Annotated in this window: 13 protein-coding genes; 10 read left to right on the top strand and 3 right to left on the bottom strand. The window is 68.6% G+C overall.

The features are described from left to right. The first annotated feature begins 554 nt into the window (after positions 1 to 554). The 3 genes from ACIN94_RS00440 to ACIN94_RS00430 all read left to right on the top strand — a co-directional run bounded on the left by ACIN94_RS00440 (position 555) and on the right by ACIN94_RS00430 (position 5,722). Positions 555 to 3,143, top strand: a complete 2,589-nt coding sequence (locus tag ACIN94_RS00440) for a transglycosylase domain-containing protein (RefSeq protein ID WP_400697561.1) — start codon at positions 555 to 557, stop codon at positions 3,141 to 3,143. Continuing rightward, positions 3,143 to 4,540, top strand: coding sequence for a glycosyltransferase family 87 protein (locus ACIN94_RS00435; protein ID WP_400697558.1), 1,398 nt, complete (start codon positions 3,143 to 3,145; stop codon positions 4,538 to 4,540). The genes ACIN94_RS00440 and ACIN94_RS00435 overlap by 1 nt, the downstream gene beginning before the upstream one ends. 63 nt (positions 4,541 to 4,603) lie before the next feature. Then, positions 4,604 to 5,722 carry a mannosyltransferase family protein gene (locus tag ACIN94_RS00430; RefSeq protein WP_400697556.1) on the top strand — a complete coding sequence of 373 codons (1,119 nt, stop codon included), beginning with the start codon at positions 4,604 to 4,606 and terminating at the stop codon, positions 5,720 to 5,722. Between the two features lie 58 nt (positions 5,723 to 5,780). Here the strand turns inward: ACIN94_RS00430 and ACIN94_RS00425 are convergent, their stop codons facing one another. Together ACIN94_RS00425 and ACIN94_RS00420 are read right to left on the bottom strand one after the other, a co-directional pair. Further along, entirely contained in the window at positions 5,781 to 6,539 is a 759-nt protein-coding gene (locus ACIN94_RS00425) for a deoxyribonuclease IV (protein ID WP_400697554.1), read from the bottom strand. Positions 6,540 to 6,668: 129 nt separating this feature from the next. Continuing rightward, the gene (locus ACIN94_RS00420) at positions 6,669 to 6,980 is read right to left on the bottom strand and encodes a hypothetical protein (protein ID WP_400697551.1); all 312 of its coding nucleotides are present in this window, start codon (positions 6,978 to 6,980) and stop codon (positions 6,669 to 6,671) included. Positions 6,981 to 7,200: 220 nt separating this feature from the next. Between ACIN94_RS00420 and rpsF the strand changes: the two genes are divergently transcribed. The 7 genes from rpsF (at position 7,201) to ACIN94_RS00385 (ending at position 11,678) form a co-directional block, all read left to right on the top strand. Next, positions 7,201 to 7,491: a 30S ribosomal protein S6 gene (rpsF, locus tag ACIN94_RS00415; protein ID WP_196439166.1), complete on the top strand. Its 291-nt coding sequence runs from the start codon at positions 7,201 to 7,203 to the stop codon at positions 7,489 to 7,491. Between the two features lie 76 nt (positions 7,492 to 7,567). Beyond that, positions 7,568 to 8,134, top strand: a complete 567-nt coding sequence (locus ACIN94_RS00410) for a single-stranded DNA-binding protein (protein ID WP_400697546.1) — start codon at positions 7,568 to 7,570, stop codon at positions 8,132 to 8,134. Between the two features lie 108 nt (positions 8,135 to 8,242). Further along, entirely contained in the window at positions 8,243 to 8,479 is a 237-nt protein-coding gene (gene rpsR, locus ACIN94_RS00405; protein ID WP_012895699.1) for a 30S ribosomal protein S18, read from the top strand. Between the two features lie 14 nt (positions 8,480 to 8,493). Further along, a complete protein-coding gene (gene rplI, locus ACIN94_RS00400) occupies positions 8,494 to 8,940 on the top strand; it encodes a 50S ribosomal protein L9 (RefSeq protein ID WP_400697541.1) in 447 nt (148 codons plus the stop codon). A 130-nt stretch (positions 8,941 to 9,070) separates the two neighbouring features. Beyond that, on the top strand, positions 9,071 to 9,931 hold the full coding sequence (locus ACIN94_RS00395) for an ABC transporter substrate-binding protein (RefSeq protein ID WP_400697538.1): 861 nt from the start codon (positions 9,071 to 9,073) through the stop codon (positions 9,929 to 9,931). Positions 9,932 to 10,009: 78 nt separating this feature from the next. Then, positions 10,010 to 10,858, top strand: a complete 849-nt coding sequence (locus ACIN94_RS00390; RefSeq protein ID WP_400697535.1) for an amino acid ABC transporter permease — start codon at positions 10,010 to 10,012, stop codon at positions 10,856 to 10,858. A gap of 76 nt (positions 10,859 to 10,934) precedes the next feature. Next, the gene (locus tag ACIN94_RS00385) at positions 10,935 to 11,678 is read left to right on the top strand and encodes an amino acid ABC transporter ATP-binding protein (protein ID WP_400697532.1); all 744 of its coding nucleotides are present in this window, start codon (positions 10,935 to 10,937) and stop codon (positions 11,676 to 11,678) included. 5 nt (positions 11,679 to 11,683) lie between these two features. Here ACIN94_RS00385 and ACIN94_RS00380 read toward each other — a convergent pair whose 3' ends face one another. Continuing rightward, positions 11,684 to 13,189, bottom strand: a complete 1,506-nt coding sequence (locus tag ACIN94_RS00380; protein ID WP_400699903.1) for an APC family permease — start codon at positions 13,187 to 13,189, stop codon at positions 11,684 to 11,686. Positions 13,190 to 13,210: the final 21 nt, after the last annotated feature.

Below are 13,210 nucleotides of genomic sequence, written 5' to 3'. Positions count from 1 at the left end.
GAATCCCACGCTCTGGTGGGAGAGGTCTGCCAAGGTTGTTCTCGAAACCACACGCCGGTCTCGTCCGTCCTCGGAAATGGAGATCCACCCGAAGAAGTCGGCTACCAGTCAGCCAAGGCGACGAGATCTTCCGCGGGCCGGGGGTAATCTCACCCGCCAGCACGCCGTCGTAGACCCCGATGACCGAACGAGGACGCGTGAGTTACAGCCACAGCCATGACCCGGAGCCGGACGGACGCCCGCAGGGCCCGGACGCGTCGGCCCGCCAGGGACGGCGCCGTCACTCGGACCCAGGTGCCGATCCCCGCGCGGTGCCCCCGCCCCAGCCCTCCCGGACCGGCGACATGAGCTGGGGATCGCCCCAGGCGCACCCGCAGGGACGGTCGCAGGGCATGGGGCCCGATCCTCGGGACTTCGGACGTGCGCCGCAGGGTGCCGGGCGTCCCCCCCAGGGCGCCGGACCCGATCCCCGTAACGGAGGGCGTCCCCCTCATGGCGCCGGGCGTGATCCCCGGGAGGCCGGACGGCCGCCGCAGGGCATGGGGCCCGCCCCTGTGGACGGCGGGCGACCGCCGCAGGGTGCCGGGCGTCCTCCCCAGGGCGGGGGGCGTGACCCTCGGGAGACCGGGATCCGCCGGCACGACACCGACCCGACCGGAGGCAGGCGCCCCGAGGCCGCCTTCGAGGACACCCAGGCCATGCTCGCCGCCCAGGCGAGGGCCGACCGCTCCCCGGGCTCCGGTCCGGGCGGACGTAGGCGGGCTCGGGTCGGGCGTGGCGCGGGTGGTCCCGGCTCCGAAGGACACGCGGGCTCCGGCGGGCCGGGAGGCCCCGGCGGGCGCGGACCCGGCGACGACGACGAGGACGGGCCGGACAGCCGGGGATGGAAGCGGTACGTGCCGAGCTGGAAGATCGTGGTGGCGAGCTTCACGGTGCTCACCGCGGGCGTCTTCGGCATGATCGCGGTCGCCTACGCCAACACGCCCGTCCCCTTGACCACCCAGGCGAGCGTGGACGACCGGGGCAGCGTCATCTACTACGCCGACGGCAAGACGCCGATCGCGCGCCTCGGCGTCAAGCGCACTCCGGTGACGATCAAGCAGATCCCCGCCCACGTCCAGGACGCGGTGATCGCGCTGGAGAACAGGTCCTTCCGCGAGGACAGCGGGATCGACTTCGCGGGCATCGCGCGGTCGATCTGGAGCACCGCGAGCGGCGCGCAGCTTCAGGGCGCCTCGACCATCACCCAGCAGATGGCCCGTGGCTACTACGAGGGCCTCAGCCAGGAGGTGTCGATCAAGCGGAAGATCAAGGAGATCTTCGTCGCGATCAAGATCAGCAAGACGCTGCCCAAGGACGAGATCCTCGAGCGCTACCTGAACACCATCTACTTCGGCCGCGGCGCGTACGGCATCCAGGCCGCCGCGAAGGCGTTCTTCGGTAAGAACGTCATGCAGCTCACCCCGCCCGAGGCCGCCTATCTCGCGGGCCGGATCCAGAACCCGAGCAACTTCGACGTCCTTGAGTCGAACGGCAAGTACGCCGCCACCAAGGAGCGCTACGACGCCGCGCTGCGGTACATGGCGGAGATGAACCCCGGCGCGTACGGCAAGTACGCCGACACCCCCTTCGAGAAGCTCAAGTTCACGAAGATCAAGACCGTTCAGACCTACGCGGGCCTCCGGGGCTACATGCTCAACATCGTGTTCAAGGAGCTCGAGAAGCGCGGCATCGACAAGGCGGCGCTGGAGACCAAGGGCCTGAAGGTCTACACGACCTTCGACAAGAAGAAGATGGAGGACGCCCAGAAGGTGGTGAAGGCCCGCACCGCCAACCTGGAGTCCACCATCCACGCCAGCATCGCCTCGGTGAACCCCAAGAACGGCCGGGTGGTCGCCTTCTACAGCGGTGACGACTTCCTGCACGGTTTCAACAACCGCGCGTTCGAGTCGCCCAAGCAGGCCGCGTCCGCGTTCAAGCCCTACGTGCTCGCCGCCTGGCTGGAGGCGGGCTACTCGCTGAACAGCTATATCGACGGCGTCTCGAAGATCAAGCTGGAGGGCACCACCGAGATCGGGAACTCCCATGCCGCGCCGTACGGGCCGATCGACATGGTGAAGGCCATGGCCGACTCGGTGAACACCGTCTTCGCCAAGATGGGAGAGCATGTCGGTCTCGACGCCGTGGCCAAGATCGCAAAGGACGCGGGCGTCGGCGAGGAGGCCAAGAAGAACCCCTACTACCACGGCCTGAACGCGGTGGACTACGCGGTCCAGGAGCAGAAGTACCTGACCACCATCGGTGTCGCCTCGGTCACCGCGGTCGAGCAGGCCGCCGGTTACTCGATCTTCGCCAACGAGGGCAAGCACGTCGACTGGCACACCGTCATCAAGGTGGTCGACACCAACGGGCTGGTCCTGCTGAAGGAGCAGGCCGTCGAGCGTCAGGTCATCACCCCCGAGTCGGCGGCAGACGCGATCGTCGCGCTCCAGGCCGTGGTCAAGTCCGGCACCGGCACCGCCGCCAACCTCGGTGCGCGCCCGGTGGCCGGTAAGACCGGCACGAACAACTCCTACAAGGACGCCTGGTTCGTCGGCTTCACCCCGCAGCTCGTCACCGCGGTCGGCATGTCCAAGGACGTGCCCTACAACAAGCCGGTCGGCCAACCGGGAAGGCGTCCGCTCAAGGTCGACAAGTACGGCCAGCCGAGCTCGAAGGTCAAGCAGGTGTCCTGGGCCGAGGAGCCGATGCCCTCCTTCATCGGCGGTGGCGGCACCCCGACCCAGATCTGGCACGACTACATGGCCCTGGCGACCGCCAACGACCCGATCGAGCAGTTCCCGCCGAGGGCGAACAGCGGCACCCAGGAGAACCTGGCCACGCCCAAGCCGACGCCCAGCCCGACGATGGCGGACGACCAGTCCAACCCCGACGACAACGGCTGGTCTCCCGACGACCAGGCGGCCCCGCACGACGACCAGGGCTGCCTGCCGGGGGACATCACCTGTGACTCCTCGGGAGACGGCGGTTTCCCCGACACCGGCGACGGTAGCGGAGTCGACATCGGTGGTACCGGCGGCGCTCCCGCGGGGTTCGTGCCGGATCCCCGACCCCGGCCCCGGCCGTCCGGACAGCGCCCCTGATGAAGGACCTCCAGCCGACGCCGAACACGCTGCCGGACCTCGGCGCGCGGGCGATCCCGTACATCCCCCTGGCCCTGTTCGCGGGGCTGGGGGCGGTGCTCGCCTACCTGTGGAAGTGGCCCTGCCGCTTCGGCGGGGCTTGGAACAGCGGAACCCTGCAGTTCACGAACTTCTGCTACACCGACATCTATCCGCTGTGGTGGGGCGAGAAGCTGAGCGATGGCAAGGTCCCCTACCTCGACCATCCGGTGGAGTACCCCGTCGGCATCGGCGGGATCATGGAGTTCTTCCGCCGCGTCGTCGCGCCGACGCAGGAACCCGCGACGGCGTTCTACGACCTGACCGTGATCCTGATGGCCGTCTGCCTGATCGTCGGCGTCCTGCTGATGGCCGCGCTGGCCGGTCCCGCCCGGCGCTGGGACGCGCTCTGGTACGCCCTGGCCCCCGCGCTGATCCTCACCGCCTACATCAACTGGGACCTGGCCGCCAACGCCCTGGCGCTGGGCGCGCTGCTCGCCTGGTCCAGGCAGCGGCAGTGGCTGGCGGGCATCCTGCTGGGCCTGGCGATCGCCACCAAGTTCTACCCGCTGATGTTCCTGGGCCCGCTGTTCCTGCTGACGCTGCGCACCGGCAGGTGGGTGCCGTTCCTCAGGACCGTCGGCGGCGCGGCAGGGAGCTGGCTTCTCGTCAATGCGCCGGTCATGGTTTTCGCCTTCGACGGATGGAAGCGGTTCTACGTCTTCAGCCAGGAGCGCCGGGCTGACTGGGGCTCGATCTGGTATTTCTTCGGCCAGAAGCAGTGGCCGTTCCTCGGTGACGCCGACCGGCTCGATCTGCTGGGCGTCCTGTCGCTGGGCGCGCTCTGCCTGGCGATCGCCGTGCTCACGCTGACCGCCCGGACCCGGCCCCGGCTGATGCAGCTCTGCTTCCTCGCCCTGGCCGCGTTCATGCTGACCAACAAGGTGTGGTCGCCGCAGTACGTGCTCTGGCTTGTCCCCTTCGCGGTGCTGGCCCGGCCCAACTGGCGGGCGATCGCGCTCTGGCAGGTCGCCGAGTGCTGGTACTTCTTCGCGATCTGGCTCTACCTGGTCGGACTCCAGCCCGGCAACGAGGCCCTGGGCATCACCGGTGACACCTACTTCACCGCCGTGTGGGGCCGCGCGATCACCATCATGATCATGATGGGCCTCGTCGTGCGGGACATCCTCAGGCCGGACAGGGACGTGATCCGGCGGGACGGGAGCGACGACCAGGCCGGTGGTGTCTTCGACGGAGCCCCCGACCGGTTCCTCCTCACGCCCTCCTGGATCCGGCCCCGGCTCCGGCGGCTCCGTTCCGGCGTGCTTACCGGCGCCGGGCAGGACCATGGTCACGCGGAGGCAGTGGTCTACCGGTAACCGTCAAGGTGATGGCATTCCCGGCTGGCCGGAACGCGGGCTGATCCGCCACAATTTCACCGTATGATCACCCCCCTCGGACCTTCCCGCGGCACCGCGACGGAGGCGTTGACGCTCTGGCTGAGTTCCCGGCTGGGAATCGTCGTCCTCGCGGTCGTGGGGGCCGGAGTCATGACCGACGGAGGGGCCGTCGCGCCGTTCCTGGAGCGCTGGAAGCACTGGGACGCCAGTCTCCTCATCACCATCGCCGAGTACGGCTACGGGGGCGATCCCACCGCGGAGCCGGACAGAGGACTGCCTGCGTTCTTTCCTGGGATGCCGTTGACGCTCCGCGCGGTGCACCTGCTCGTGGACGACTGGACGCTCGCCGGGCTGCTGATCTCCTTCGTGGCGGGCGCTGTGGCGATGGTGGCGCTGGCCAGGCTCGCCGAGTTCGAGGGCCCGCGGGGAACCGGAGGGCGCGCGGTGCTGGCGTTGCTGCTCTGGCCGATGTCGGTGTTCCTGTTCGCCGGGTACAGCGAGGCACTGTTCCTGGCCTTCGCGATCCCCGCCTGGCTGGCGGCACGTCAGGGGCGGTGGTCACTGGCCGCCGGCCTGGCGGCGGGCGCCTCCTGCATGCGGATCACCGGTCTGTTCCTGGCGCTCGCGCTGATCGTGGAGTTCTTCACCAGGCGGCAGCCCGTACGGCAGGCCGGGTGGCTGGCCCTGCCGCCCGTGCCGCTGGTGCTCTACTCCGCCTACCACTACAGCCTCAGCGGTGACTGGCTGGCGTGGAAGCACGCGCAGGAGGCCGGGTGGGGGCGGCACCTGGTGTGGCCGTGGGAGTCGCTGATCACGACGTGGAACTCGGCCATGGGAGAGGGACAGTTCGCCTGGGCGTTCCGGCTGGAGATCGCCGGGGCGGTCGTCGGTATCGGGCTCGTGCTGGTCCTGCTCTACCTGCGGCGGTGGAGCGAGTCCGTCTACGTGGGGCTCCAGGTGGGCGCCCTGGTCTGTTCCGCCTACTACCTGTCGATCCCGCGCTCGGCGCTGCTGTGGTGGCCCCTCTTCCTGTTCATCGCGCGGGCGAGCACCCCGGGTGCGCGCTGGAGGCAGTGGGTGATCCTCGCCTATGCGCTGGTGGTCGGTCCGCTGATGGTGCTCAACACGCTGATTTTCATGAATGGTGCCTGGGTGGGCTGAATATCCTTACCCACCCGCGGCGCGGAGTAATCCAGGGAAGTTATCCACAGGCTGTGGATCAAAGGTTCTTTCTGAGGAAGGCGATGTCCTCGGCCTGACCGGCGGACGGTGTCTCCACCACGATCGGCGCGTCCGCGCTCCGGCACACCGCGAGAATGAGCTCGGTGCCGATCTGGCCCGCGCCGAGATTGGCGTGCCGGTCCGCGCCGGATCCCGCGGCGTCGCGCGAGTCGTTGCAGTGGATCAGGTCGATCCGGCCGGTGACGGCCATGATCCGCTCGACCACGTCGGCCAGCTCCTCGCCGGCCGCGTGCGCGTGGCAGGTGTCCAGGCAGAAGCCCACGTCGAAGCCGTCAAGGGCGTCCCACAGCCGGGCGATGCGCTCCAGCCTGCGGGCCATCGCGTTGCCGCCGCCCGCGGTGTTCTCGATGAGCACCGGGACGCCGTGCTCCTCCAGGCGCTCGAACACCTTGCGCCAGTTGTCGAAGCCCTTCTGCGGGTCGTCACCCGCGCTCACATGTCCGCCGTGGACGATCAGGCCCTTGGCGCCCAGCTCGGCCGCCGCCGCGAGGTTCGCGCCCAGCAACTTGCGGCTGGGGATGCGGATCCGGTTGTTGGCCGTGGCAACGTTGATCACGTAGGGCGCGTGGACGTAGACGTCCACCCCGGAATCCCTGATCTCCCGTGCCTTCTCGCTGATGACCGGGCCCTTCCAGCCCTGGGGGTCGCCGAGGAAGAACTGCGCGACCTCGGCGTCACGCGCCCTGGCGTGGGCCAGCGGGTCGTCCTGGTCGACATGGGCTCCGATACGCGGCATGTGTTCGAGCCTAGCCGTTTCGGACCACTTTTCCTGGGCAGTCGCACGGCGCGCCCCCCACGCCCGCTTCCCCGCGGGCTGACCGCAAGGAGTCCTGGGCTTCCCGGCGTGGTCTTCCGGCCGCTGGGTTCACGGGAAGAAACCACCGTGATAGATGCCGAGGGCCACGCCCACGAACGAGGCCACGATGCCCACGATGTTCAGTGAGCGCTCCGCCGTCGTGGCCGAGACGTACTGTGAGTAGAAACCTCCGACGAACCCCACCACCCCGAGCCAGGCGGCGAGCGCGTGCGCACCCGGGATGACCGCGCATACGAGGGCCACCAGCCCGCAGGCGAGCGTGACGATGCTCAGGACGTTCTCAACGGGATGCCTCCGCCCGTCGCTGTTCAGCCTCAGCCGGAACGGCCGGCCCCCGGTGGAACGGGACGCGCGCGTCATGCCCCACCACCCCCCTCTTCCTTGGTAGGGAGGTGCCCGGCGAGGTGACGGCCCAACCCTTGACAGGCTGGTAGGATGGCCCGGCTACGTTACATGGGCGTGTTATTGCCCGCCCTCCGCCACGGTCGCCGAAATGGGCGTCCAGGGTGAAAACGTCAGCGTCCTCCTGTCACGGCACGGTGTCGTGACCGCAAGAGTCCAGAGGAGGTTGGAAGCCAGCATGCGTCGTTACGAAATGATGGTCATTCTCGACCCTTCGCTCGATGAGCGCACGGTGGCCCCTTCCCTCGACCAGTTCCTCACGGTGGTCCGCAATGACGGCGGCACCGTGGAGAAGGTCGACGTGTGGGGTCGTCGCCGGCTGTCCTATGACATCGCCAAGAAGCCCGAGGGCATCTACGCCGTCATCGACCTGACCGCCGAGCCCGCCACGGTCAAGGAGCTGGACCGGCAGATGAACCTCAACGAGGGCATCCTGCGGACCAAGGTCCTCCGTCCGGACGTGCACTAAGTCCCGGCTTTTGTCGGACGTCAGCCGTACTCTGAGCTGATAACCAGCTAAGGCCGCAGGAAGGGCAGCGCTAGCCATGGCAGCAGGCGACACCACGATCACCATCGTCGGCAACCTCGTCGACGACCCGGAGCTGCGGTTCACCCCTACGGGGCAAGCTGTGGCCCGGTTCCGCATCGCGTCCACTCCGCGGTTTCTGGACAAGACGACCAACGAGTGGAAGGACGGCGAAGGCCTGTTCCTGACCTGCAACGTGTGGCGGCAGGCGGCGGAGAACGTCGCGGAGAGCCTCCAGCGCGGCATGCGGGTCATCGTTCAGGGACGGCTGCGCCAGCGGTCTTACGAGACCAAGGAAGGCGAGAAGCGCACGGTTTACGAGGTTGAGGTCGACGAGGTCGGCCCCTCCCTGAGGAACGCGACCGCCAAGGTCAACAAGACCACCCGTCAGGGTGGTGGCGGTGGCGGCTTCGGTGGCGGCCCTGCCAACGACCCGTGGGCCTCCGCAGCGCCTGCCGCCCCCCAGGGTGGCGGATACGGCGGCGGTGGCAACAACTACGGTGGCGGCGGCAACTTCAGCGGCGGCCAGCCGCAGGGTGGCGGCAACTTCGGCGGCGGCGACTTCAGCGACGAACCGCCCTTCTAGGTCCGGGCGGTCGCCCTCCGGGACGGCCGTGGACCGCATCTTCACACCCAGTCCATATCCGCAGCGACCATTCCCGCCTCGCGGCGGGGCTCTGAAAGGAGCACCACGATGGCCAAGCCGGCACTGCGCAAGCCTAAGAAGAAGGTTTGCCTGTTCTGCCATGACAAGATCTCCTACGTCGACTACAAGGACACGGCGCTGCTTCGGAAGTTCATCTCCGACCGCGGCAAGATCCGTGCTCGCCGGGTGACGGGCAACTGCACCCAGCACCAGCGTGACGTGGCGACCGCTATCAAGAACGCTCGTGAGATGGCGCTCCTGCCGTACATGAGCACCGCGCGCTAAGGAGGTCCGGACAGATGAAGCTCATTCTCACCAGTGAGGTCACCGGCCTCGGCGCCCCCGGCGACATCGTCGAGGTCAAGAGCGGCTACGGCCGCAACTACCTGCTCCCCCGCGGCTTCGCGATCCTGTGGACGCGCGGCGGCGAGAAGCAGATCACCTCGATCAAGAAGGCCCGTGACGCCCGCGAGATCCGCGACCTCGGCACCGCCAAGGAAGTCGCCGGCCAGCTCAAGGCCCTCAAGGTGGTCCTGAAGACGAAGGCCGGCGAGTCCGGCCGTCTCTTCGGCTCCATCACCACGGGCGACGTCGCCGAGGCCGTCAAGGCCGCCGGTGGCCCCCTGCTCGACCGCCGTCGCATCGAGATCGCTCCCGCGATCAAGAGCCTCGGCTCCCACCAGGTCAGCGTCAAGCTGCACCCGGAGGTCTCCGCCGCCCTCGACGTCGAGGTCGTCGCGGTCTGACCGCTCACGCGTGACCAGGGCCCTTTCCCGCCTGCGGGAAGGGGCCCTATCCATAGGGCGAGACTGTGTCATCCAGAGTCACAACGAATGCGTAGAATTCGTGAGTCTTTGCTCATATAGGAGGTTTGCCATGGGTCGTCCTTCGGTTCTGCTGGCGCTCGGTGCCATCGCGGTGGCCGCCGTAGCATGTGCGCCGGCCTCGGAGACGACTCCTCAGGCTGCACCCTCCGCACCGGCCACCTGTGCCAAGGACCAGCTCACGCTGAAGACCGCGGGCAAGCTGACCATCGGCACCGACAAGCCCGCATACGAGCCGTGGTTCAAGGAAGACGACCCGGCCAACGGCAAGGGTTTCGAGAGCGCGGTGGCCTACGCCGTCGCCAAGCAGCTCGGCTTCGAAAGCAGCGAGGTGACCTGGGCCACGGTGAAGTTCGACTCCGCGTTCGCCCCGGGTGCCAAGCAGTTCGACTTCGACCTCAACCAGGTCTCCGTGACCCCTGACCGGGCCAAGGTCGTCGACTTCAGCAAGGGCTACTACACGGTCAAGCAGGCTGTGGTCGCGCTGGACGGCTCCAAGGCCGCCGCGGCGACGGACCTGGCCGCCCTCCAGGACGCCAAGATCGGCGTGCAGGTCGGTACCACCTCCCTGCAGGCGGTCAAGGACGTCATCAAGCCGACGGCCGAGCCGAACGTCTACAACGAGCAGATCGACGCGGTGAACGCGCTGAAGAACAAGCAGGTCGACGCCGTCGTGGTGGACCTGCCCACCGCGTTCTACGTGACCGCCGCCCAGGTCGAGAACTCCAAGATCGTCGGGCAGTTCGGTGCCCCCTCCGGCACGCCCGAGGTCTTCGGCGCCGTCTTCGAGAAGGGCAGCCCGCTGGTGGACTGCGTGAGCGGGGCGATCGACACGCTGACCTCCTCCGGCGAGCTCGCCAAGATCGAGACCGAGTGGCTCGGCTCGGCAGCGGGTGCTCCGGAGCTGAAGTGACCGGAGCGCAGGTATCCCGCCGATGCGGGGTCCGCGCCACGCGCGAGACGCCGTCACCCGACGGAGAGCGGTGACGGCGTGACAGCCCAGACCGGCTGGGTGAAGAGCGAACGGCAGGCGGAGCGGGAGCGACTCCGCAGGAACAGGTCGATCCGGTCGAGCTCGATCGCGACCGGCTCGACGGTCCTGGTGATCGTCCTGCTTGTCTGGGTCTTCACCAACTCGCCTGGCTGGCCCCGGGTCCAGGAGACGTTCTTCAGTCCCGAGCAGTTCGTCAAGGCGCTGCCCGACGTGCTGAGCGGGTTCCTGCTCAACGTCAAGATCTTCCTGATCGCCGAGCCGCTGATCCTGGTCGTGGGTCTGCTGGTCGCGCTGGCCCGCAACCTCCGGGCCCCGGTGTTCTTCCCGCTGCGCGCTCTCGCGGTGGCCTACACCGACCTCTTCCGAGGCGTGCCCACGATCCTGATCATCTACCTTGTCGGCTTCGGCCTGCCCGCGCTCGGCCTGCAGGGTATGCCGACGGATCTGGCGACGCTGGGCATCATCGCGCTCACCCTCTCCTACGGCGCCTACGTGGCGGAGGTGTTCCGGGCGGGCATCGACTCGGTGCACCCGAGTCAGTGGGCCGCGGCCAGGTCCCTCGGGCTGAGCCATGGCAGGACCATGCGCTACGTGGTGGTGCCACAGGCCGTGCGCCGGGTCGTTCCGCCACTGCTCAACGACTTCGTCTCGCTGCAGAAGGACACCGCGCTGGTCGCCACGATCGGTCCGCTGGAGGCCCTGCGCCAGGCGCAGATCCACGCCGCCAGCACCTTCAACTACACGCCCTACCTGGTGGCCGCGCTGCTGTTCATCCTGCTCACCATCCCCATGGCCCGCTTCACCGACTATCTGGCGGCCCGGTCGCAGCGGCGGCGAGGCCAGTGAGCGCTTACGGCGGGCGGCTCCGCGGGCGCGGCGGTCCCGGCTCATGGCCCGACGGGCAGCCAGGTGAGGAGAACCCATGAGCCTGCTGTCCATCGAGGGCGTCTGGAAGAACTATCACGGCAACAGCGTGCTGCGCGGAGTCGACCTGTCGGTCGAGGCGCACGAGGTGGTCTGCCTGATCGGTGCCTCCGGCTCGGGCAAGTCGACGTTGCTGCGCTGCGTGAACCTGCTGGAGACCGTCGACGACGGTGCGATCCACCTGGACGGCGAGGAGATCACCGATGCCCGGGCCGACGCCGATGGAGTGCGCAAGCGCATGGGCATCGTCTTCCAGGCCTTCAACCTCTTCCCGCACATGACCGTGCTGGACAACATCACGCTGGCCCCGCGCAAGGTGCACGGAGCCGGCCGGAGGCAGGCCGAGGAGCAGGCCCGCGAGCTGCTGGCCAGATTCGGCCTGGCGGACAAGGCGGACGCCTACCCCGACCGGCTCTCCGGTGGCCAGCAACAGCGCGTCGCCATCATCCGGGCCCTGGCCACCCGGCCCCGCCTGATGCTGCTGGACGAGGTCACCTCCGCGCTGGACCCGGCGCTGGTCACGGAGGTGCTCGGGATCATCCGGGAGCTGAAGGAGGGCGGGATGACCATGATCCTGACCACGCACGAGATGGGCTTCTGCCGGGAGATCGCGGACACCGTCTGCTTCCTGGACGGTGGAGTGCTCCTGGAACGCGGCACTCCCGAGCAGATCTTCACCGCTCCCCGGCAGCCCCGGACCCAGGAGTTCCTGCGGAGCGTGCTGGACGCCCGGCGGCTGTAGGGGGCTCAGCGGCGGTGCCGGCCGCGGACCTCGCCCTTGAGAGGGTCGGCCGACGACCGGACTCCGGCGAGCACGCTGTTGCGCCTGCCGTACACCAGGTAGATCAGCACGCCGAAGGCCATCCAGGCGGCGAAGTAGAGCCAGGTGATGACCTGGAGGTTCACCAGCAGCCAGAGGCAGGCGGCGATCGAGGCGATCGGCACGCCGGGGGAGAGCGGGACGCGGAAACCCCGAGGCAGGTCGGGCATGGTCTGCCGCATCCTGATCACCCCGGCGGCCACGGCGATGAACACGGTCAGGGCGCCGATCACGACCAGCGGTTCGAGGGTGAGCACCGGCACGGACTCGGCCAGCAGGATCGCCAGGACGCCGATGAGCAGGGTGACCCGGGTCGGGCTGTGATAGCTCCGGTTGAGCCTGGCCAGCGGGCGGGGGACCAGCCCGTCGCGGGCCATGGAGAACACCACACGGGTCAGGCCGACGAGCATCACCAGGATGACCGTGGTGAGGCCGAGAACCGCGCCGATGTTGATGATGTGCACCATGAAGCCCTCACCCGCCTGGCGGAAGGCGTTGGCGAGCGGGGCCTTGGGGTCGATCCTGTTGTAGGAGGTCATGCCGACCATCACCACCGCGACCGCGATGTAGATGACGGTGGTGATCACCAGGCTCCGGATGATGCCCCGCGGGATCGACCGGGGGGCGTCCTCGGCCTCCTCGGCCGCGGTGGCCACCACGTCGAACCCGATGTAGGCGAAGGCGATGACTGCCGAGGCGGCGAAGATGCCGAACCAGCCGAACGCGCCCGTCTGGCCGAAGAGGATGCCGAGCAGCGGCGAGTGCAGGGTGTCCGCGGCCTTCTCGGCGGGAGCCGCCGGGACCGGGATGGCCGAGAGGTTCCGCTGGTCGAAGTGGGTGGCGCCCACCACGATGACCGCGCCGATGGCCAGCAGCTTGGCGACCACGATGATCCACAGTGTGCGCAGGCCGACCCGGGCGCCCAGCGCCATCACGGCCGTCAGCACCACCAGGATGAACAGTGCGAACAGGTCGAACCCTTCGGCCTGACCGGTGACGCCGGCCAGCGGGCCGGGAAGACGGACGCCGAAGTCGGCCAGCATCTGGGCGGCGTAGAGGGACCAGGCTCGGGCCACCACCGCGGCGGCGAGCAGGAGTTCCAGCACCAGCGCCCAGCCGACGATCCAGGCCCACACCTCGCCGAAGATGACGTAGGTGAAGGTGTACGCGCTGCCCGAGGTCGGCATGGCCGACGACAGTTCGGCGAAGCAGAAGGCCACGAGCAGGCTGGTGATTCCGGCGATCATGAAGGAGAGGATCACTCCGGGGCCGGCCATGGTGGCCGCCTGACGGCCGGCGACGCTGAAAATGCCCGCACCGATCATGACGCCGATGCCCAGCACGATGAGGTCCGCGCGGCCGTAGGCCTTGGGCAGACCGTGGCGCGCACCGGTCCATCGCTCTGTGGCCTCACCCGGTGGCAGGCGGCGCACGATCGACAAAGATGTACCTTC

It is taken from the genome of Streptosporangium sp. NPDC087985, from assembly GCF_044741965.1.
Classification (GTDB): Bacteria; Actinomycetota; Actinomycetes; order Streptosporangiales; family Streptosporangiaceae; genus Streptosporangium.
Note: the sequence above shows the minus strand (reverse complement) of the source record. Positions and strands in the feature narration are given on the sequence as shown.